The sequence below is a fragment of the Rathayibacter sp. AY2B9 genome (genome assembly GCF_002931595.1).
Lineage (GTDB): Bacteria > Actinomycetota > Actinomycetes > Actinomycetales > Microbacteriaceae > Rathayibacter.
This window is the reverse complement of record NZ_PSUB01000027.1, coordinates 1-19,289: the sequence shown is the minus strand read 5'-3', so window position 1 is coordinate 19,289 and position 19,289 is coordinate 1. Positions and strand designations below refer to the sequence as shown.

The window sequence follows — 19,289 nt, the reverse complement described above, 5'->3', positions numbered from 1 at the left end:
CCCCGATGTGGGGCCCCCGCCCCCGAACCCCTGACCTGAACAGGAGCGATGACATGGAGAAGTCCTGCGTCCGCCCCCTCGACCTGGACGACGCCGTCGCCCTCGTCGGCATCCTCGCCGCCCTCCAGGCCCTCCTCGACAGCGGCGGCCTCCCCGCTGAGGAGGTCGAGGCCCTGCGCCACGGCCTCGAGCAGGGCGGCGCCCTCCTCCCCGGAAGCGACGAGAACGAGATCGCGACGGCTCTGGGTGGGCTGAACGCCCGCCTGCGTGGGACCATCGGGTGATCGCGCCGCGCTCGACGTTCCCGTAGCCTTCATCCGCGCTCGTGTCGACCCCGGAGACGCGCTCCCCCGCCCACGGGTAGCGTCCGGTCCGGTCCCGCACTCCCACGGGGTCGCTGAACCCCGAGAGCCGGAGGAGATCCGATCGTGAACGGTGACCACTTCGTCCTCTCGACCGCGACGCCGTGGGACGACCGCACCGAGATCATCGGCGTGTACGCCTCGGAGGCATGGGCCCGCGAGGCCGCGGCCGCATGGCTCGGCTCCCCGGACCGCGAGGCGTTCCCCCGGTGCGTCATCGAGGGCTGGAGCGGCGCGCACCTCCTCGGCCGCGAGGTCGTCGAGGCCCTCGGCGTCGACGACGAGGGCGGCGACGAGTCGCTGGGCGGCCCCCGCAGCCTCTGACCTGGCGGCCTAGCCGCCCCAGTGCGACGGGCGCTCGAAGTGCGACGGCAGCGTGGTCGCTGCATCCCCTCGGGCGCTGTTCACCTGCGCCTGGGTGAGGTAGACCGCCTCGGCGAGCCGCGCACCGGACACGTCAGCATCACGAAGGTCCACCCCGAGCAGGTCGCACCGCTGCAGATCCGCACCCCGCAGATCCGCGGCGAGGAGGAGCGCGCCCCGCAGGTCCGCCCCCCGCAGGTCCGCGTTCCGGAGCGATGCGCCCGCCAGATCGGCACCCGGAGCGAGCCGACGGCCCCTCGACCGGCGGGCAGCCGGCGCCGCTCCTGCGCGAGCGGCCGCGCTCGCCGCGATCAGGAGCGGCCGGGACGCTCCGTACTCCGCGTCGACGTCGACCGCGACCACCTGCTCCGGCTCGCCGAGGGTGTGCGCGTGCACCGCGTCGAACCGCTCGCGCAGCTCATCGAGGAGCGGCGCGCCGACGCCGGGCAGCGCCAGAGCGGAGTCGAGGTACCAGAGCAGCTCGTGCAGGCGGCGCATCAGCGGGAACACCGCGAACATCCGCTCGCGCACGGCCGGGTCGGACCGCCAGGAGACGCCGCCGAACGTCTGCTGCGAGACCTTCTGACCGGCGCCGAAGCAGTCGAAGACGGTGCAGCCGACGAAGCCCTGGGGCCGGAGCCGGCGGTGGATCGTGCACGCGTCCTCGCCGTCGAGGTTGACGCACGGGTCCCCGGCGCGCTTGTCGAACGGGAAGTCGGCGGCGCGGGCGAAGGCGAGGGCGACGCAGCACAGGCCGAAGCAGTTCGCGCAGTCGGCGCCGAGGTCCTCCCGGCGGCCGAGCTCGACCCTGGTGCGTGACGTCATCCGTCCGAGCCTACGCGCGGCGGCGCCTCCGGATCAGTGCGCGAGCGCGAGCACGCCGACGACCAGAACGCCGAGGCCCACGATCCCGAGCAGCGAGACGAGGCTCTCCTTCCAGGAGAGGCCCGCGCGCACGACGGCGATGAGGGCGATCCCCGCGAGCGTGGCGACGTAGACGCCCGCGCCGATCCGCAGCGCGACCGTCGCGTCGATCCAGCCCAGCGCCGCGGCACCGAGCGCGAGGACCGGCAGCGACGCCGAGGCGAGCGCCCCGCCCGCGATCCGCAGCATGGTGTGCGTCTCGGAGCGCGAGGGCGCCGAGGCGTGCACGACCTGGTGCGCGATCACCTCGGCGACGAAGCCCGCGGCGGAGATCCCGACGATCGAGATCACGAGGCTCTGGAGGGCATGGACCGCGTCGGGGTGGTCGCCGACGAGGTAGATCATCACCACGGCCAGGCCCGTGAAGGTCGCGTAGACGCGCTCCTTGAGGGCGCGGGCGATCTCGTCGAGGGGGCGGCGGGTCCGCTCCGCCCACCGGCCGGCGCGGCCCGGGCGCAGGCGCACGGGCGTCATCCGGTCGGCGGGTGCGGTGCGGCCCTCGTCGGCCGCTCCGTCAGTAGGAGGCTGAGTCGACACGTGCCGCGGAGGAGTCGCCCGAGTGCCGCGCCGCGAGGTCGCCGAGGATGGTCGCGGAGCCGCTGGTGCCGAAGCGGGTGACGCCGAGGCCGCGGTAGGCGAGGAGCGTGTCGAGGTCGCGGACTCCGCCGGACGCCTTCACCTGGACGGCCTCCGAGACGGCGCCGCGCATGAGGCGGAGGTCGTGCTCGTTCGCGCCTCCGCCCGCGAAGCCGGTGGCGGTCTTCACGAAGTCCGCGCCGGCGCGCTCGGCGGCCCGGCTGCCCTCGACGACCTGCTCGTCGTCGAGGAGGCTCGTCTCGAGGATGACCTTGACGACGTGGCCCTCGGCGGCCTCGACCACGGCGCGGACGTCGTCCTCGACGTCCTGGAGCAGGCCGCTCCGGAGGCGGCCGATGTTGACGACCATGTCGAGCTCGGACGCGCCGTCGGCGAGCGCCTGACGCGACTCCGCGACCTTCGCCGCGGTCGAGGTGGTGCCGTGGGGGAAGCCGATGACGGTGCCGACCAGGACGCCGGAGCCCTCGAGCCGAGCGACCGAGTGGGCGATGTCGGAGGGGCGGACGCAGACGCTGAACACGCCGGACGCGCGCGCCTCGTCGAGCTGGGCGTCGACCTCGGCGCGGGTGAGCTCGGGCTTCAGGATCGCGTGGTCGATGAGCGCCGCGATCTCGGCGACGGTGGGCAGGCTGGAGTCGGTCATCCGCACATTTTACGTCCGCCGGCGGGACGACGAAGGCCCGCGATCCGATGGATCACGGGCCTTCGATCGTTCACGCCGCTAGCGGCGCCGGGTCACCAGCTGGACTTGGTGATGCCGGGCAGCTCGCCGCGGTGCGCCATGTCACGGAAGCGGACACGCGAGATGCCGAACTTCGTGAGGTTGCCGCGGGGGCGGCCGTCGACGGCGTCGCGCGAGCGGACGCGGACGGGCGAGGCGTTGCGGGGGAGCTTCTGGAGGCCGACGCGGGCGGCCTCACGGGTCTCGTCGGTCCCGGCCGGGTCGACCAGGGCCTTCTTCAGCTCGAGGCGCTTGGCGGCGTAGCGGTCGACGATCACCTTGCGCTGCTCGTTGCGGGCGATCTTGCTCTTCTTGGCCATACTTAGCGCTCCTCGCGGAAGTCGACGTGCTTGCGCACTACGGGGTCGTACTTCTTGAGCACGAGACGGTCGGGGTCGTTGCGGCGGTTCTTCTTGGTCACGTAGGTGTAACCGGTGCCGGCCGTCGAACGGAGCTTGATGATCGGACGGACGTCCTGCTGCTTGGCCATTAGATCTTCACCCCGCGAGCGAGAACATCCTTGACGACGGACTCGATGCCACGGGCGTCGATGACCTTGATGCCCTTGGCCGAGAGGGTCAGGGTGACGTTACGGCGAAGCGACGGCACGTAGTACGTCTTCTTCTGCACGTTCGGGTCGAAGCGGCGCTTGGTGCGCCGGTGCGAGTGCGAGATGGCGTGCCCGAAGCCGGGGACGGCTCCGGTCACCTGGCAGACTGCTGCCATGGTTTCCTCCATGTGTGGTTACCGTGGATCACGCGCGGCACGAAGCCCCGCCCGACCCACCCAAGGTCACTTGTCGGCGCACCGCCCGCCTGTCCGGCCGGAGCCGGAGCTCCTGCCCGGTGGGCAGCACGCAAGCGCGTGCAGATGCACGCAACCTCGCTAGGCTACGCGACCCGGGCGGCGGCCGCAACAGGGTGGGGACACTCCCCCGACAGGGTGGGAACACTGCCCGGACAGGGTGGGGACACTACCCCGACAGGGTGGGAACACTGCCCTGACAGGGTGGGGACGCTCCCCCGACAGGGCGGGGACGCCGCCCCGACGCGCACGGGGACTTCCTGGGAGGTTCCGGCAGAAGTGGCCTCCCGTACCCCCCGAGCAGGGCGTTCGTGTACCTTCCGCCTTCCTCGCGGGTCGACGACCGCCCTACTCTGAGCCGACCGCGGGCGCCCGCTCCCGGCAGCAGCCGGGAGTAGCAGCACATGCGCCAGTCCTTCCTCCGTTCCCTCGTCGCCGCGGCCGTGCTCGTAGCGGGCGCAGGACTCAGCGTCGTGGCCGCGCCGACCGCGTCGGCGGCGCCGGTCTTCAGCACCGCGTGCTTCACCTCCCCGAAGGTCTCGACGGTGTCGCAGTACACCGTTCCCGCGACCGGGGTCTCGACGGTCCGCGCCGTCCTCAGCGGCCAGAACGGCGGGAAGGGTGCGAGCGGCCTCGGGACGGGCAACGCCGGCGGACGCGGCTCCAGCCTCGTCGTGGAGGTGCCCGTCACACCCGGGCAGGTGCTGGAGATCGGGCGCCTCACCGGCGCCCCGGCCGGAGCGGCAGGCGCCACGCGCTACGTGAACGGCGGCGTCTACGCGGGCGACTCCGGCGGCGCGGGTGGCGACGCCCAGTACCTCAGCACGGCCGGCTCGGACGGCTGTCAGCACGCCCTCGCCGTGGCGGCGGGCGGCGGAGGCGGCGGCGGGCGGTCCTCGGTCGGCGGCGACGCCGACGCCGGCAGCGGCGCGAGGGGCGGCGGGAACGGCGGCAGGAACAACGCGGCCGACGGCGGCGGCGGCGGCGCGGCCGGGCAGAGCTCGGGCGGCTCGCCCGGCGCCCGCGGCTACAGCACGTTCGGCGAATGCGCCGACGGCAACAACGGCCAGTGGGGCGTGTTCCTCAACGACGGCAAGGGCGCCGACGCCGGCGCCTCCCGCGGCGGCGGAGGCAACTGCTCGTTCCCCGGCCACAGCGGCGGCGGCGGCGGGGCCGGCTGGTGGTACGGCGGCGGCGGCGGATCGCCCTACGTGTTCGGCAGCATGAACGACACCCTCGGCGTCATGAACGACCCCGGCGCCGGCGGCGGCGGCTCGAGCTACGTGCACCCGAGCGTGACGAGGATCTCGCAGACGGCCGGCCCGACGGCGGCCGACCCCGTTGTCGCTCCGGTGTACGACACCGCCGTGACCGTGACGCGCACCCCCGACTTCTCGATGCTCGGGCAGGAGGTCACCGTCACCGCGAGGGTGACCATCCCGAGCCTGGGCCGGCCGGTGGCCGCCGGCGGCACCGTCGAGATCCTCACCGGCGCGGGCACCAGCAGGGTGACCCTCGACGCGGACGGCGTCGGCGTGCTGACCACGAGGGACATCCCGCAGGGCTGGAACGAGATCCGCGCGCACTACCCCGACACCATCACCCCCGCCGAGGCGGGACGCGGGAGCTGGTCGGCGCTCCCTGCTCTGCGCCACGAGGTGCGCGCGTGCGCCGCGGCACCCGTCATCACCCGGCAGCCCTCGGACATCGCGGGCGTCACCAACCAGATCTACACGCTGACGATGGGCGTGAGCGTCTCGGCCGTCTACGGCGGCATCCCCGCCGTGTCGTGGGAGAGGTCCACCGACGGCGGCGCCACGTGGAAGCCCGCCCTCGGCCGGGCGGGCGCCCGGGAGGACGGGACCGCGTTCCTCGAGGCCGGCCCCGATCCCACCGGCTCCTACCGCTACCGGGCGACCCTGACCACCTGCGGGGGCAGCGTCCGCAGCGAGCCGGCCACCGTGGCGGTGGGCGGCGTGCGCTTCGACCTGTCGACGCTCCCGCAGAAGGCGTACGGCGACTCCTTCGACGCGAGCCCCTACGCGCAGGCCGTCGATGTGCCCGGCCGCTCGATCGTCCTGAGCAGCAGGACCGCCGAGACCTGCTCCGTCAGCGGCATGAGGGTGACCGTGCTCCACGCCGGCGTCTGCACGCTCGCGGCGAAGCTCGACGCGCTCGCTCCTCTGGGCTGGGCGGGCGAGCCCCTGCAGAGCTTCACGGCGAAGCCGAAGGCGCTCACGGTGACCGCTCCGACGGTCGACTACCCGCGAGGCGCGCCGTCCCCCGACCTGCGCTGCACGGCCGCCTTCGTCGGCACCGACACCTTCGGCGCCCCGCTCACGGCCGGCGTCTACCGGCCGATCGTCACGGCGGACGACGTCATCTACCGCTTGATCCCGAACTGGCCCACCTCCACCTTCACCACCTTCACCACGCGGTGCAGCGGCGCGAAGGTCAGCAGCGACTACACGATCGCGGGGTACAGGGACGGCGCGCTGCGCATCGTCGCGGCCGTCCCGATGGTGACCGCCTCCTCGCCCTCGTCGACCTACGGATCCACTCCCCCCGCGATCACCGCCTCCGTGACCGGCTCCCCCTCGGGGACGGTCTCCTGCGGCGCCTTCGCGGCGTCCGACACCGGCTTCACGACGCCGCTGGCGCTCTCCGCGACGACCCCCGTCGGCCGCTACCCCACGCGCTGCTCCGGCCTGACGAACCCCTCGGGACAGCTGATCACCATCGACGGCGCGCTCACGATCTCGCCGGCGCCCCTCTCGGTGACCGCGTCGAGCCCCGGGACGCAGGCGCACGGCACCGCGACCGCCCCGACGGTCACCTGCACGGCCGACGGCTTCGCAGGAACCGACCGGTTCGTCACCGAGCCGACCGGCGCCTACTACACGGCGGACGGCACCGGGAAGGTGACGATCGGAGCGCGCACGCCCGTCGGCGACTACGTCACGCGGTGCGACGGAGGCGACGCGGGGCCGAACTACACCCTCCGGTCGATCCCCGGCACCTTCGCGCTGGCCGACCGCTCGGCCCCCGTCGTGACCGTGCCCGCCGCCGTCACGGCCGAGCCGGCCGACGTCTCCGGCGCCGTCGTCACCTTCGCGTCCTCCGCGCAGGACGCGGTCGACGGAGCCGTGGGCTCGACCTGCACGCCCGCCTCGGGAAGCGTCTTCCCGATCGGGGACACGACGGTCGACTGCACCGCGGACGACGAGGCCGGCAACACCGGCACGTCCTCGTTCCGGATCACGGTCCGGAAGTTCTCGCAGACGGTCGCCTTCACCTCCTCGCGGCCGACCGCGCCGACGGCGCTGGGCACCTTCACTCCGACGGCCACCGGCGGCGGCTCCGGGAGCCCCGTCTCGATCGGAGCGACCGGATCCTGCGCGATCGCCGACGGCGTCGTGACCTTCACCCGGAGCGGCACCTGCACCGTGACCGCCGACCAGGCCGGCAACGACCACTACACCGCGGGGCGCGCCTCCTTCGATCTCGAGGTCGCGAAGGCGTCGCAGACGCTGACGGTCGCGGTGCCGAAGACCGGCGTCCTGGAGTCGACCGGCGTCGCCACGGCGACCTCGAGCTCGGGACTGCCGGTGCTCGTCAGGACCTTCTTCGGCTGCACCGTCGCCCCCGACGCGACGGGTGCGCAGATCCTGACCTACACCGAGCCCTCGACCTGCGGCGTGCAGTTCGACCAGCCGGGCGACGAGGTGTACGCGGCCGCCGACGGCCTGGTGCGCTTCGTCCCGATCTCGCGGATCCCCCAGACCGTCGTCGTCACCTCGACTCCGCCCGACCGGGTGTTCACCGACGACCGGTACACGGTCGAGGCGACCGGCGGCGGCTCGGGCAACCCGCTCGTGATCGCGGTGATCGAGAACGGCAACTGCACCATCGCGGACGACGTGGTGACGTTCTTCGGCGACGGCACCTGCACGGTGACGATCGACCAGGCCGCGGACGATCGGCACGACGCCGCTCCGCAGGTCCGGCAGGTCATCACGGTCGGGACTCCCGAGGGGAACCTCTCCTTCGGGAGCACCGCGCCCCCGCACGCGATGTCGCTCGAGACGTACCGGCCGACGATCGTGCCCGGCCCGTCGAAGGGCGTGCCCGTGCTCTCCGCGAGCCGAGACTGCTCGATCCTCCCGGACGGCGTGACTGTGCGGAACGACGGGGCCGGGCTCTGCGTGCTGTCCCTCGACCAGCCCGGAGACGGCTACTGGCCCGCGCGGCACGCCGAGCAGGAGTACTCGATCTACTTCCTCCCGCAGACGGTCCGGATCACGAGCGCGCCTCCGGTCGGCGCCGTCCTGGGGGACACGTACCGCCCGGTGATCGAGGGCGGCGCCTCGGGCATCGCTCCGTTCCTCCTCACCACCGCGTCGTGCTCGGCGAAGGACGGCGTGGTCACCTTCACCACGAAGGGTGTCTGCGGCGTCTTCGCCTACCAGAACGGCAACCGGCAGTACGACAGCGCCCGGCCCGCCGTGCAGGAGGTGGAGGTCGGCTACGCGCCCGGCTCGGTGGCGTTCACGACCGCCGTCCCGACCGACGCGAAGGTGGGCGGATCCTTCACTCCCGCCTTCACGCGCGGACCGTCCTCCGGCCCCTCGGTGCTCAGCGTCTCGGGCGCCTGCTCGGACGGCGAGAACGGCGCCGTCCGGTTCGACTCCGCGGGCACCTGCACGCTGACGGCGATCCACTACCGCGACGCCGCCTACGGCACCGCGCGGGCGGTCCAGACCTTCGAGATCACCGCGACCGCGCAGACCGTCGCCTTCACCTCGACCGCGCCGTCGACGGCCACGTCCGGCGACACGCTCACTCCGACCGCGACGGGCGGCGCCTCCGGGCTCCCCGTGACGATCGGAGCGACCGGCGCCTGCACGCTCGCCGACGGCGTCGTCACCTTCGCCGGCAGCGGCACCTGCACCGTCACGGCGGACCAGGCGGGCGACGGGCGCTACGCCGCGGCGGCGCAGGCCTCGCAGACCGTCGCGGTCACGCAGCTCGCGGGCACCGTCGCGTTCGGCGGCGATGCTCCGGCCGAGGCCCGGGTCGGGGGCTCCTCGACGGCCGCGGTCATCGCCGGCCCGTCCAGTGCTCCCCCGGTGCTGACGGCCTCCGGCGCCTGCTCCGTCGGGCCCTTCCGACTGGTCTCCTACGACTCCGCCGGCACCTGCACGCTGACGCTGGACCAGGCGGGCGACATCCGCCACAGCGCAGCGCCGACGGCCGTGCGCAGCTTCGAGATCACCCGGGTCGCGCAGACCGTGGCCTTCACCTCGCAGGCGCCGGACTCGGCGCTCGCGGGCGGCACCTACCGCCCGACCGCGACCGGCGGAGCCTCGGGGCGCCCCGTGGTGCTCGGCGCCTCCGGGTCCTGCACGCTCACGAACGGGGTCGTCTCCTTCACCGGATCGGGCACCTGCACGGTGACCGCCGACCAGACGGGCGACGCCCGGTACGACGCGGCGGAGCGGGCCTCGCAGGTGATCGCGGTCGGACTGCTCGCGGGCACCGTCTCCTTCGGTGGCAGCGCGCCGACCGGCGCGACGGTCGGCGGGACGACCACCCCGCGGATCGTCGCCGGACCCTCCACCGCGCGTCCGGTGCTGACCGCCTCCGGAGCATGCTCGGCGGCCGCGGGAGTGGTGTCCTACGACTCCGTCGGCACCTGCACGCTGACGCTCGACCAGGCGGGCGACTCGCGGTACGGCGCCGCTCCGCAGGCCGTCCGCACCTTCGCGATCGGCGCCCTCGGCCAGACGCTGGCGTTCGCCTCGCCGGTCCCCGACGCGGCGGTCGCGGGGGGCTCCTACACGCCCGTCGTGACGGCCGGCGCGTCGAGCGCCCCCGTGGTGCTCGGAGCGGCCGGGTCCTGCACGATCGCGGGCGGGGTCGTGTCCTTCACCCGCTCCGGCACCTGCACGGTGACCGCGGACCAGGCCGGGGACGAGCGCCACTCGGCGGCTCCGCGGATCACGCAGTCGGTGGAGGTCGGCACGGCGGCGGGAGCGGTGTCGTTCCGCGACGCCGCTCCGACGGACGCCCGGATCGGCGGCTCCTGGACCCCGTCGATCGTCCGCGGCCCGTCGAGCGCCGACCCGGTGCTGGACGCCTCCGACTCCTGCTCGCTGGGAGAGGACGGCACGGTGTCCTACGACTCCGTCGGCACCTGCACGCTGACGCTGGATCAGGCCGGCGACGACGCTCACGCGCCCGCGGAGCAGGTCGTCCGGACCTTCCCGATCGGCAAGGCGCTGCAGACGGTCGCCTTCACCTCCGCGGCTCCGAGCACGGCGACCGCGGGCGGCCGCTACACGCCGACCGCGGCGGGCGGCTCCTCCGACCTGCCGGTCACGATCGGCGCCACGGGCGCGTGCTCGCTCGCGAGCGGCGTCGTGACCTTCAGCGGATCCGGCACCTGCACGGTCACCGCGGATCAGGCCGGCGACGCCTCGCACGACGCGGCTCCCCGGGCGACCCAATCGGTCGCGGTCACCGCGGTCGTCCCGCAGAAGAAGAAGGCGCAGAAGGTCGCCTTCTCGACCGCGATGCCGTCCTCGCCCGAGAAGGGGATCGCCTACCCGGTCGCGGCCACCGCCTCCTCCGGTCTGCCCGTGAAGCTGTACGCGAGCGGCAGCTGCACGCTGACCGCGACCGGCGCGGGCACGGCGACGGTGCGGCTGACGGGCGCGGCGAGCTGCACCGTCCGGGCCACGCAGGCGGGCGACTCGGCGTGGCTCGCCGCGACCTCGGTGACGCAGTCGCTGCAGGTGAAGTCCTCCACCCGCGCCGACCTCACACTGACGCTGGCGCCGGCGCCGGGACTGGCGGCGACGGCTCCCCTCTCGGGCACGATCACCGTCCTGAACACCGGCACTCGGGACGCGGCGACGACGACCACCCGGGTCGTCGTCAGCGGAACGGTGGCGAGTGCGCCCGGCGCCGTGCAGACGAAGGGCTCGGCCGCGGGCACGACGGTCCTCACCTGGACCGCGCCGAGCGTCTCGGCCGGGCGGAGCACCACCTACTCGGTGACGCTGGTCGACCGGCCGGCCGCCACGACGATCGACGCCAGGGTGTCGACCGCCGCCGCCGATCCCACGCCGGCGAACAACGCGGTCAGGCGCACCTTCCGGTAGAGGCTGCGGGGAGGGAGGGGTGTCGCGCCGCGTTGCCCGTTCCCTCCCCGACCGCTACGGTCGCGGGGACGCTCCGGGGGACGGGGCTCGCGAGGGGGGCCCGTGGACCGGTTGAGGCGACGCGCGCTGCTGCTGGGGATCGCCTCCTCGGCGGTCGCGCTGACGGGGTGCACGCCCGCCCGGCCCGCTCCCGCGGCGCTCCCGCCGAGCACGGCGCCGGCGGCGGTGCTGCCGTCCGCCGCTCCGACCGCCGTCCCGACCCCTCCCCGCCCCGTGCCGACCACCACCGCCGCGGCGGCTCCGGTACGGCGGAAGGCGCCGCTGCCCTCCGGCACGATCTCGGAGCTGCCCGGCGAGGGGAGCACGCTCGCCTGGACCGTCGACGACGGCGCCGACTCCGACGTGGTCGCCGCCTACGCGCAGTTCGCCCGCGACACCGGCACCCGGCTGACCTTCTTCCTCAACGGGAAGTACGACTCGTGGACCGTGAACGCGCCGCTGCTGGCTCCGCTCGTCGCCTCGGGGCAGGTGCAGCTCGCGAACCACACCTGGTCGCACGCCGACCTGACGAGCCTCTCGAGCGACGGCGTGCAGGAGGAGCTGGGCCGCAACGGCGACTTCATCCGCTCGACCTACGGGGTGGAGGCGGCGCCCTTCTACCGGCCGCCGTTCGGCTACACGGACGAGCGGAGCCGGGCCGCCGCGGCGGCGATCGGCTACACGGCGACGGTGCTCTGGTACGGCTCGCTCTCGGACTCCGGGCGGATCACGCCGGAGCAGGTGGTCGGCTTCGCGGACCAGTGGTTCCTGCCGCAGCACATCGTGATCGGGCACGCGAACTTCGATCCCGTGACGCAGGTCTACGCGCGGCTCGTCGACATCCTCCGCGAGCGCTCGCTCGAGACGGTGACCCTCCGCGACGTGTTCGCGGTCTGAGCGCCTCCCCGGCGGCGCAGGTCAGCGCGCGGGTCAGCGCGCGGGTCAGCGCGCGCGGGTCAGCGCGCGGGTCAGCGCGCGGGTCAGCGCAGCGCGGCGCGCGCGGCGGCGGAGACGGCCGCGGCGACCGCGTCGAGGGCGGGCGTGTGCAGGGCCCACTGCTGCCAGTAGAGGGGGACGTCGACGGGGTCGCCGCCCAGCTCGACGAGGCCCTCGCCGCCGACCGGGGCCTGCAGCTCGGGCAGCATCCCCCACCCCATGCCCAGGCGCACGGCCCGCTCGAAGTCGGTCGACCCGGGGACGCGGTGCTGCGGCGGGCGGCCCTCGACGCCGGCGGCCCGGAGGAAGTCGTCCTGCAGGCGGTCCTTCTCGTCGAAGACGACCAGCGGAACGCTCGCGAGACCGGCCGTGCCGCCGTCCGGGAACCAGCGCTCGGCGAACGCGGGCGCGGCCATGGCGCGGTACCGCATCACTCCGAGCGGTGCGACGGTGCAGCCGAGCACCGCCTCCGACTCTCCGGTGACGGCCGCCAGCACGGTGCCGTCGCGGAGGAACGCGGTGGTGTGCGCCTGGTCCTCGCGGTGCAGCTCCACCACGACGTCGGGGACGGAGGCGAGCGCGGGCAGCACCCAGGTGGCCAGGGAGTCGGCGTTGACGGCGAGCGGGAGGACGACCGGGCCCGCCCCCTCCGCGTCCTCGCCGCCGAGCGAGCGGACGGCGTCGTCGGCGAGGAGCTCGATCTGGCGGGCGAGGCGGAGGAGCCCCGCACCGGCCTCGGTCGCGACGACCGGGCGCGAGCGCACCAGCAGGACGCGGCCGGCAGCGGTCTCGAGCGCCTTGATCCGCTGGCTGAGGGCGGAGGGGGTGATGTGCAGGGCCCGGGCGGCGGCGTCGAAGGAGCCGAACCGGACGGAGGCGGCGAGCGCGCGCAGGCGGGAGAGGTCGAGATCGTCGGTCAGCATCAGTAGTGCTTACGGTACTGAAGGAGCATGAGCTGGTCTACAGAAGTGCCCCGCCCTAGCGTCGGAGCGTGTCCCCCCTCCTCGCCGCCCTCTCCGGCCTCGGCTTCGGCCTCTCGCTCATCATCGCGATCGGCGCGCAGAACGCCTTCGTGCTCCGCCAGGGCCTCCGCCGCGAGCACGTGCCCGCCGTCGTCGCGATCTGCGCACTCTGCGACGCCGCGCTGATCGTGCTCGGGATCGCGGGGATCGGAGCGGTCCTGGAGTCGGCGCCGTGGCTGCTGGTGGTGATCCGCTGGGGCGGCATCGCCTTCCTCCTCGCCTACGCGGTGATGGCGGCGAGGCGCGCACTGCGGCCGGGGACCCTCGACGGCGATCCGGCCGGCGCCTCGACGTCGCTCCGCACGGCGATCGGCACGTGCTTGGCGCTGACACTGCTCAACCCGCACGTCTACCTCGACACGGTCGTGCTGCTCGGGTCGGTGGCGAACACGCACGGCGACGAGCGCTGGTGGTTCGGGGCGGGGGCGGCGGCCGGGAGCGTGCTGTGGTTCACCGCTCTCGGCTTCGGGGCGCGCGCGCTGCGGCCGCTGTTCCGGAGCCGCGGGGCCTGGCGGATCCTCGACGCGGCCGTGGCGGTCGTGATGGTGGTGCTGGCGGTGTCGCTCGCGCTGCACTGAGGGCCTGGTAGTGCACTGCTTGTTCTACTAACATTGTGAACATGTTGTTCCGGGTCGACCACTCCGCGGCGGGCTCGCTCGCCGACCAGCTGGAGTCGCAGGTGCGCTCGGCCGTCGCCCGGGGCGAGCTCTCGGCGGGCGACCGCCTGCCGCCCGCCCGCGAGCTCGCCGACTCGCTCGGCATCAACATGCACACCGTGCTGCGCGCGTACGCCGCCCTGCGCGACGACGGGATCCTCCAGATGCGCCGGGGCCGCGGCGCATGGATCACGGAATCGGCCGGGCCCGGGCTCGTGCGCGTCACCGCCCTGGTCGACGAGCTGCTCGCGGAGGCCCGCCGCAGCGGCATCACCCCGGCGGAGCTCGTCCGCCTGATCGAGAGGACCGGATCATGACCGCCACCGCCGACCGCCGCCGCGAGCTCCTCGCCGCCGCGTCCCTCCTGCTCCCCGCCGCCGGAGTGCTCGTCTCGCGCCTCGTCCTGGACGACGCTCTGCCCGCGGAGCTCGCCTCGCACTGGTCGGGGACCGGGGCGGCCGATGCGACCGCGGCGACGGGCGCCCTGCTCGCGATCGCCCTCGTGCTCTCCGGGCTCCCGGCCGTCGCGGGCCTCGTGGCGGCGGCCGTCGGGCGCGCCCCGCGGCTCCTGCTGGCGACCCTCGGCCTCGTGGCCGGGCTGGGCGCCTCCGCCTGGGCGACCTCGGTCGGCACGACGCTCGCGGCCGGGCGCGCCGAGGGGGCGGAGCTCGGCGGGTGGCTGCTCGCGCTGCTCGGAGGGATGCTCTTCGCCGTCGTGCCCGCGCTGATCGCTCCGGGCACCCGGCGCGCCTCCCGCCTGGCCGCCGGCCGCCTGCCGCTCGCGGCGGAGGAGACCGGCGCCTGGTCGCAGACGCTGACGGGCCCGGTGTTCGCCGTCGCCGCGGTCGCCACGGCGGCGGGCGCGGCCCTCTCCCTCGCGACGCTCGCCGCGGCGGGCGCCACCGGTCCGGCGATCGCGACGGCCGTCGTCCTCGGCGTCGTCGCGCTGGTGCTCCTCTCCTTCTCCCGCCTGAGGGTGACCGCCGACCGCCGCGGCCTCCGCGTCGTCACGACCGCCCTCGGCATCCCGCTGCGCCGCATCCCGCTCGACACCATCGCCTCGGCCGGCACGGCCCAGCTGCGGCCGTCGGAGTGGGGCGGCTGGGGCTACCGGGTGATGCCGGGCCGCTCGGCCGTCATCCTGCATGCCGGGCCGGGGCTGGTGGTGACGACGGACCACTCGCGCGAGTTCGCGATCAGCCTCGACGACCCCGAGACCCCCGCGGCGCTGCTCGAGACCCTGCGCGCGCGGGCCTGAGGCGCCGACCCGTCAGTCGACCACGATCCGGACGAGCGTCGTGACGGCGTCCACCGCGTTCACGTAGGAGTAGTGCCGCGAGGTCGGGAAGGCGAGGTGCCGTCCGGGCTCCAGCCGCACGGGCTCCTCGCCCTCCCGCTCCAGGAGGAGCGCGCCGGCGGTGACGAGCAGGATCTCGTGCCACCCCTCGGGGTCGGGCTGCGCGTCGTAGCGGTCCCCGGGGCCGAGCGTCCAGGTCCAGAGCTGGGCCTCCCGGCGCGCGGGGACGGAGGAGAGCAGGACGGCGACGCTCGCCTCGCCCGCTCCCCGCCAGGCGACCTGGTCGATCGCCGCGGGCGCGGATCCCGGGGCCGAGACGAGTGCCGTGAACGTGGTGCCGAGGGCGGTCGCGAGGCGGTCGACTCCGGTCAGCGAGATGTTGGCCTCGCCGGCCTCGGCCGCGACGATCGTCCGCCGGCTGATACCCGAGCGCGCCGCCAGCGCGGACTGGCTCAGCCCGGCTCCGCGCCGCGCGAGGCGGAGGTTGCCGCCCAGGTGGGCGAGGACGGGAGCCGACATGCGCACTATTCTGCACCGAGAGGCCCCTGTTGCTCCTAGGATGTGCAGAATGATGCACATCTCGCCGCTCCGGGGCCTCCGCTTCACTCGTCCGGAGTGGGCGCTCATCGGCATCACCGCGATCTGGGGCGGGACCTTCCTCGCCGTGCACATAGCGATGGAGCACAGTGGTCCGCTGTTCTTCGTCGGGATGCGGTTCGCGATCGCGGGACTGATCAGCGCGGTCGTGTTCCACCGGTCGCTCCGGGGGATGCGGCGGATCGACCTCGCGGCCGGCGTCGCGATCGGGGTGATGATCTTCGCGGGCTACGGCCTGCAGAGCTACGGGCTGCAGACGATCACGAGCAGCACCTCCGCGTTCCTCACCGCGCTGTACGTGCCGCTGGTGCCGCTGCTCCAGTGGGTCGTGTTCCGTCGCCGTCCGGGCGTGCTGACGCTGGTGGGCGTCGCGCTGGCGTTCGTCGGACTGCTCCTGATCGCGGGCCCGCAGCCGGGCGTCGCGCTCGGAGCGGGCGAGGTGGCGACGATCGTGAGCACGCTGCCGATCGCGGCGGAGATCATCCTGATCGGCCTCGTCGCCGGACGGGTGGACCTCGGCCGGGTGACCGTGGTGCAGCTGCTGGTCGCCGGCGCGCTCGGGTTCGCCTCGATGCCCCTCGCGGGCGAGGCGGTCCCGGCGTTCTCGGGGGCCTGGCTGATCCCCGCGCTCGCGCTCGGGGCGAGCAGCTGCCTCATCCAGCTGACGATGAACTGGGCTCAGCGCTCGGTCTCGCCGTCGCGCGCCACGATCATCTACTCCGCCGAGCCCGTCTGGGCCGGCCTGATCGGCCGCCTCGCCGGCGACCGGCTCCCCGCGCTCGCCCTGCTCGGGGCGGGGTTCATCGTCGCGGGCACGCTCGTCAGCGAGCTGAAGCCGCGCCGCGAGCCTGCACCGCCGGCTCTCAGGTGACGGTGGGGAGGGCGGCGGAGGCGACGAGCGCGCCGCCGGCGTCGGTGATCTCGACGGCGGCGACGGACTCGCGCAGGACGGCCGCGTTCATCTCGCAGTCGAGCTCCGCGGAGCTGCCGAGGAAGGAGCCGGACGGGAGCCGCTCGCCGGAGCCGGTGACCAGCACGAGGTCGTAGCTCTCGCCGAGGGCGAAGCCGGTCCCGCGGAGGATCGTCTCGGTGCCCCAGGTGTGCGCGACCAGCGAGCCGTCGAGCCTCACGCCCTCCGTCCGCTCGTCGAAGGCGATCGCCTCGACGGCGCCGAGCGTCCCGGGCGGTCCCGCGACGGGGCGCTCCTCAGCGGACCGCAGGGCCGCTCCGGCGACGCCGCCCACGACGAGGAGCGCGGCCGCCGCGGCGACGGCCAGGACGGCACGGAGACGCGAGGCACGGCGGCGCGGGGCCCGGCGGCGCGAGGCACGCAGACTCTCCCCGCGCTCGGGCCGCTCCCCGGCGAGCGCCGCGATGCGCGACCGCAGCTCCGGCGACGGCTCCGCCTCCTCCCAGCGGCCCAGCGCGCCGACCCGGTCGACCACCGAGCCGAACGACGCGAGCTCGGGGTCGATCGAGGGGTCGGCGGCGCGCAGGCTCTCGAACTCCCGCGTCTCCTCGGCGGAGAGGTCGCCGGCGAGGGCCGCGGCGAGGAGCTCCTCGCGGCGGCCGCCGGGCTGGTCTCCGGCGGGCTGGTCTCGGTCGATCACGATCTCTCCTCGTCGGTGGGTCCGGCGCCCGCGAGGTGACCGCGGAGCGCTCGGAGAGCGTAGAAGGCGCGGCTGCGCAGGGTGGCGACCGGCACGCTCGTGGCCGCCGACAGGGCGGCGTAGGTCTCGCCGTTCAGGTGGACGGCGACGACGACCTGCCGGTGCTCGGCGGAGAGCCGCGCGAGCGCCTCGGCGATCGCGAGCGGCTCGAGGGGGTCGCGGTCCTCCGCGGGCACCTCCTCCAGAATCTCGGCCTCGACCAGGCGCGGCAGGCGCCGGCGCGAGCGGTGCACGTCGATGACGACGTTGCGGGCGATGGCGAAGAGCCAGGTGCGGGTGCTGGCGCGCTCGGCGGAGTAGCTCGCCCGCGAGCGCCAGGCGCGCAGGAACGTCTCCTGCACGCAGTCCTCGGCGAGGCCGCGGTCGCGCAGGGCGTTGAGCGCGAAGCCGAGCAGGGCGGACCCGTGCTCGTCGAAGGCGGCGGCCGGGTCGAACTCCGCCGTCCGGGGCTCGAGGCGCACCACGGGAGCCGGGACCTCCGAGTGCTCGCGCGGCATCGCGGGCCCTTCGTCTCGTCGTGCCGTCGCCGTCCGCGCCACACCGCCTCCTCGTCGGGACCGGTGGTCCGTCGGAAGGGGGTACGGCCGCGGCGGCGGCGGCGTTCATCGGAGGCGAGGACCGTCTCCGTGAAGATCTTCTCAGATGGAGTGAACGCGGCGCCGCTTCCGGCCGTACTCCCTGCATCGGGCCCGCTCGGCGCTCGCGATCGAAAGGCTCCACCATGACGAAGACGTCCCCCGCGCGGAACCGCGCCGGCCGCCGCCTGCTCTCCCTCGGCGGCATCACCGCCGTCGCCGCCGCCTCCTTCTTCGCCGCCGCGCCGGCCCAGGCCGAGACCGAGGTCGCCGAGCCGTCCTCGTTCACCAGCGCCTTCACGGTGATGGCGACGCCCGACCAGGTCGTGAACGCCGATTCCGCCGCGACCCCCGGCCAGCCCGGCGCCACGGGCGAGATGACCTTCCGGGTCAACAGCGACCTCGACGTCATCTGCTACGACATCACCCTCACCGGTGTGACCGGCGACTACCAGAGCCCCGCGAAGACCGCGACGCACATCCACCAGGCGGCCCTGGGCAAGGCGGGCCCGCCGCGCATCGCGTTCCCGAACCCCGCGCCGGTCGGAGACGGCCCCCGCACCAGCAGCGGCTGCCTGCAGGGCCCCTTCACCACGGGCATCCAGGCGAACGGGGCCGACACCGGCGCCGGATTCACGCTGAAGGCCCTCGAGGCCGATCCCGCCGCCTTCGCGGGCGACTCCCACACGGCCTCGTACGCGGCGGGCGTCGTCCGCGGCCAGCTCTCGCAGGTGCCGGTCGGCGGCCTCCAGACCGGTGGCGGCGCGACCGCCGCCGGGAGCGACGCCACGGGCCCGTCCGGTCTCGCCGTGATGGCCGGCCTCGGAGCCGTCGCCGCCCTCGGCGCGGCCGGAGTGGTCGTCGCCCGCCGGCGCACCGCCTCCTGATCGTGGGCACCCGGTCGAGGAGCGGCGCGGCGGCACTGTGCGCCGTGCTGCTCCTCGCGGGGTGCGCCGCCGCGGACGGGAGCGGAGGAGCGGAGACGTCGGCGAGCGCGCCCGCGCCTCCGGCCCTCGCTACTGCTCCCCCGGTCGCTCCTCCCCCGGTCCCCGCGCCCGACCCCGACCCCGCCGCTGCCGCGCCTGCGCGCACCGTCGGCGTCGAGCCCGCCCGGCTGAGCGTGCCCGCGATGGGCCTGGACGAGCCGCTGATCGCCCTGGGCATCCAGTCGGACGGGGCGATGGAGGTGCCGGTGGACTACGACGACGTCGGCTGGTTCTCGGGAGGCGGGCGCCCGGGCGGCAGCGGCCGCACCGTGATCGCGGCGCACGTCGATTCGCGGTCCGGTCCCGCGGTCTTCTTCCGCCTCGGCGAGCTCGCCCCGGGCGATGAGATCGCGGTGAGCGGAGTGGACGGCTCCGACCACCGCTACCGGGTGACGGCGGTCGAGTCCCACGCCAAGGCCGCGTTCCCCACCGCCCGCGTCTTCGGCGCGACCCTCGAGGAGGAGCTGATCCTCGTGACCTGCGGAGGCGAGTACGACGCGGCGATCGGCCGCTACCGGGACAACCTGGTGGTGTTCGCCTCCCCGCTCTGAGGCCCGGCACGGAGGCGGGGCAC

General features: G+C 74.6%; 20 protein-coding genes. 10 read left to right on the top strand and 10 right to left on the bottom strand.

Annotated features, from left to right (window positions below; all coding sequences use genetic code 11):
• The first annotated feature begins 53 nt into the window (after positions 1-53).
• Both C5C25_RS15885 and C5C25_RS15880 read left to right on the top strand, forming a co-directional pair.
• Positions 54-284: a hypothetical protein gene (locus C5C25_RS15885; RefSeq protein WP_104234552.1), complete on the top strand. Its 231-nt coding sequence runs from the start codon at positions 54-56 to the stop codon at positions 282-284.
• A gap of 144 nt (positions 285-428) precedes the next feature.
• Positions 429-686 (top strand): hypothetical protein, encoded by a 258-nt coding sequence (locus C5C25_RS15880; protein ID WP_104225104.1) that lies wholly within the window; start codon positions 429-431, stop codon positions 684-686.
• Between the two features lie 9 nt (positions 687-695).
• On the opposite strand, the gene C5C25_RS15875 is transcribed toward C5C25_RS15880, so the two are convergent.
• The 6 genes from C5C25_RS15875 to rpmB form a co-directional block, all read right to left on the bottom strand.
• Entirely contained in the window at positions 696-1,550 is an 855-nt protein-coding gene (locus tag C5C25_RS15875) for a pentapeptide repeat-containing protein (RefSeq protein WP_104251153.1), read from the bottom strand.
• Positions 1,551-1,583: 33 nt separating this feature from the next.
• The gene (locus tag C5C25_RS15870) at positions 1,584-2,186 is read right to left on the bottom strand and encodes a hypothetical protein (protein WP_146079491.1); all 603 of its coding nucleotides are present in this window, start codon (positions 2,184-2,186) and stop codon (positions 1,584-1,586) included.
• A complete protein-coding gene (deoC, locus tag C5C25_RS15865) occupies positions 2,164-2,889 on the bottom strand; it encodes a deoxyribose-phosphate aldolase (RefSeq protein ID WP_181027245.1) in 726 nt (241 codons plus the stop codon). Before deoC ends, C5C25_RS15870 begins: the two co-directional genes overlap by 23 nt.
• Positions 2,890-2,981: 92 nt before the next feature.
• Positions 2,982-3,287, bottom strand: coding sequence for a 30S ribosomal protein S14 (rpsN, locus tag C5C25_RS15860; RefSeq protein WP_104225107.1), 306 nt, complete (start codon positions 3,285-3,287; stop codon positions 2,982-2,984).
• A 2-nt stretch (positions 3,288-3,289) separates the two neighbouring features.
• Positions 3,290-3,457 carry a 50S ribosomal protein L33 gene (gene rpmG / locus C5C25_RS15855; RefSeq protein WP_027692168.1) on the bottom strand — a complete coding sequence of 56 codons (168 nt, stop codon included), beginning with the start codon at positions 3,455-3,457 and terminating at the stop codon, positions 3,290-3,292.
• Complete coding sequence (rpmB, locus tag C5C25_RS15850; RefSeq protein WP_056038148.1) at positions 3,457-3,693, bottom strand: 50S ribosomal protein L28; 237 nt, start codon at positions 3,691-3,693, stop codon at positions 3,457-3,459. The genes rpmG and rpmB overlap by 1 nt, the downstream gene beginning before the upstream one ends.
• A gap of 482 nt (positions 3,694-4,175) precedes the next feature.
• Here rpmB and C5C25_RS15845 point away from each other — a divergent pair, with 482 nt between their 5' ends.
• Complete coding sequence (locus C5C25_RS15845; protein WP_146079490.1) at positions 4,176-10,937, top strand: HYR domain-containing protein; 6,762 nt, start codon at positions 4,176-4,178, stop codon at positions 10,935-10,937.
• Between the two features lie 102 nt (positions 10,938-11,039).
• Complete coding sequence (locus C5C25_RS15840; RefSeq protein WP_219812312.1) at positions 11,040-11,873, top strand: polysaccharide deacetylase family protein; 834 nt, start codon at positions 11,040-11,042, stop codon at positions 11,871-11,873.
• 83 nt (positions 11,874-11,956) lie between these two features.
• Here C5C25_RS15840 and C5C25_RS15835 read toward each other — a convergent pair whose 3' ends face one another.
• The gene (locus tag C5C25_RS15835; RefSeq protein ID WP_104251151.1) at positions 11,957-12,835 is read right to left on the bottom strand and encodes a LysR family transcriptional regulator ArgP; all 879 of its coding nucleotides are present in this window, start codon (positions 12,833-12,835) and stop codon (positions 11,957-11,959) included.
• Positions 12,836-12,903: 68 nt separating this feature from the next.
• Here C5C25_RS15835 and C5C25_RS15830 point away from each other — a divergent pair, with 68 nt between their 5' ends.
• From C5C25_RS15830 to C5C25_RS15820, 3 genes are read left to right on the top strand one after another with little or no spacing between them, the layout of a single operon-like run.
• A complete protein-coding gene (locus C5C25_RS15830; protein WP_104227345.1) occupies positions 12,904-13,512 on the top strand; it encodes a LysE/ArgO family amino acid transporter in 609 nt (202 codons plus the stop codon).
• 41 nt (positions 13,513-13,553) lie between these two features.
• Positions 13,554-13,907 carry a GntR family transcriptional regulator gene (locus tag C5C25_RS15825; RefSeq protein ID WP_104225158.1) on the top strand — a complete coding sequence of 118 codons (354 nt, stop codon included), beginning with the start codon at positions 13,554-13,556 and terminating at the stop codon, positions 13,905-13,907.
• Entirely contained in the window at positions 13,904-14,848 is a 945-nt protein-coding gene (locus tag C5C25_RS15820; protein ID WP_104251150.1) for a hypothetical protein, read from the top strand. The genes C5C25_RS15825 and C5C25_RS15820 overlap by 4 nt, the downstream gene beginning before the upstream one ends.
• Positions 14,849-14,860: 12 nt before the next feature.
• Here C5C25_RS15820 and C5C25_RS15815 read toward each other — a convergent pair whose 3' ends face one another.
• Positions 14,861-15,406, bottom strand: coding sequence for a helix-turn-helix domain-containing protein (locus C5C25_RS15815; RefSeq protein WP_104227343.1), 546 nt, complete (start codon positions 15,404-15,406; stop codon positions 14,861-14,863).
• A gap of 49 nt (positions 15,407-15,455) precedes the next feature.
• On the opposite strand from C5C25_RS15815, the gene C5C25_RS15810 reads away from it, so the two are divergent.
• On the top strand, positions 15,456-16,355 hold the full coding sequence (locus C5C25_RS15810; RefSeq protein ID WP_258063957.1) for a DMT family transporter: 900 nt from the start codon (positions 15,456-15,458) through the stop codon (positions 16,353-16,355).
• On the opposite strand, the gene C5C25_RS15805 is transcribed toward C5C25_RS15810, so the two are convergent.
• Positions 16,348-17,094: a hypothetical protein gene (locus C5C25_RS15805; RefSeq protein ID WP_104251149.1), complete on the bottom strand. Its 747-nt coding sequence runs from the start codon at positions 17,092-17,094 to the stop codon at positions 16,348-16,350. The two genes, C5C25_RS15810 and C5C25_RS15805, sit on opposite strands and share 8 nt — an antisense overlap.
• Complete coding sequence (locus tag C5C25_RS15800) at positions 17,091-17,651, bottom strand: sigma-70 family RNA polymerase sigma factor (RefSeq protein WP_104251148.1); 561 nt, start codon at positions 17,649-17,651, stop codon at positions 17,091-17,093. Before C5C25_RS15800 ends, C5C25_RS15805 begins: the two co-directional genes overlap by 4 nt.
• Before the next feature lie 224 nt (positions 17,652-17,875).
• On the opposite strand from C5C25_RS15800, the gene C5C25_RS15795 reads away from it, so the two are divergent.
• Positions 17,876-18,616 carry a CHRD domain-containing protein gene (locus C5C25_RS15795; RefSeq protein WP_104251147.1) on the top strand — a complete coding sequence of 247 codons (741 nt, stop codon included), beginning with the start codon at positions 17,876-17,878 and terminating at the stop codon, positions 18,614-18,616.
• 2 nt (positions 18,617-18,618) lie between these two features.
• Complete coding sequence (locus C5C25_RS16915; RefSeq protein WP_104251146.1) at positions 18,619-19,266, top strand: class F sortase; 648 nt, start codon at positions 18,619-18,621, stop codon at positions 19,264-19,266.
• Positions 19,267-19,289: the final 23 nt, after the last annotated feature.

What these genes read in the sequence shown, in the direction of transcription:
- C5C25_RS15820 (WP_104251150.1), top strand. Translation starts at nt 13,904, where the DNA reads ATGACCGCCACCGCCGACCGCCGCCGCGAGCTCCTCGCCGCCGCGTCC.
- rpmB (WP_056038148.1), bottom strand. Translation starts at nt 3,693, where the DNA reads ATGGCAGCAGTCTGCCAGGTGACCGGAGCCGTCCCCGGCTTCGGGCAC.
- C5C25_RS15815 (WP_104227343.1), bottom strand. Translation starts at nt 15,406, where the DNA reads ATGTCGGCTCCCGTCCTCGCCCACCTGGGCGGCAACCTCCGCCTCGCG.
- C5C25_RS15800 (WP_104251148.1), bottom strand. Translation starts at nt 17,651, where the DNA reads ATGCCGCGCGAGCACTCGGAGGTCCCGGCTCCCGTGGTGCGCCTCGAG.
- C5C25_RS15810 (WP_258063957.1), top strand. Translation starts at nt 15,456, where the DNA reads ATGATGCACATCTCGCCGCTCCGGGGCCTCCGCTTCACTCGTCCGGAG.
- C5C25_RS15835 (WP_104251151.1), bottom strand. Translation starts at nt 12,835, where the DNA reads ATGCTGACCGACGATCTCGACCTCTCCCGCCTGCGCGCGCTCGCCGCC.
- rpsN (WP_104225107.1), bottom strand. Translation starts at nt 3,287, where the DNA reads ATGGCCAAGAAGAGCAAGATCGCCCGCAACGAGCAGCGCAAGGTGATC.
- C5C25_RS15885 (WP_104234552.1), top strand. Translation starts at nt 54, where the DNA reads ATGGAGAAGTCCTGCGTCCGCCCCCTCGACCTGGACGACGCCGTCGCC.
- C5C25_RS15795 (WP_104251147.1), top strand. Translation starts at nt 17,876, where the DNA reads ATGACGAAGACGTCCCCCGCGCGGAACCGCGCCGGCCGCCGCCTGCTC.
- deoC (WP_181027245.1), bottom strand. Translation starts at nt 2,889, where the DNA reads ATGACCGACTCCAGCCTGCCCACCGTCGCCGAGATCGCGGCGCTCATC.
- C5C25_RS15875 (WP_104251153.1), bottom strand. Translation starts at nt 1,550, where the DNA reads ATGACGTCACGCACCAGGGTCGAGCTCGGCCGCCGGGAGGACCTCGGC.
- C5C25_RS15845 (WP_146079490.1), top strand. Translation starts at nt 4,176, where the DNA reads ATGCGCCAGTCCTTCCTCCGTTCCCTCGTCGCCGCGGCCGTGCTCGTA.
- rpmG (WP_027692168.1), bottom strand. Translation starts at nt 3,457, where the DNA reads ATGGCCAAGCAGCAGGACGTCCGTCCGATCATCAAGCTCCGTTCGACG.
- C5C25_RS15825 (WP_104225158.1), top strand. Translation starts at nt 13,554, where the DNA reads ATGTTGTTCCGGGTCGACCACTCCGCGGCGGGCTCGCTCGCCGACCAG.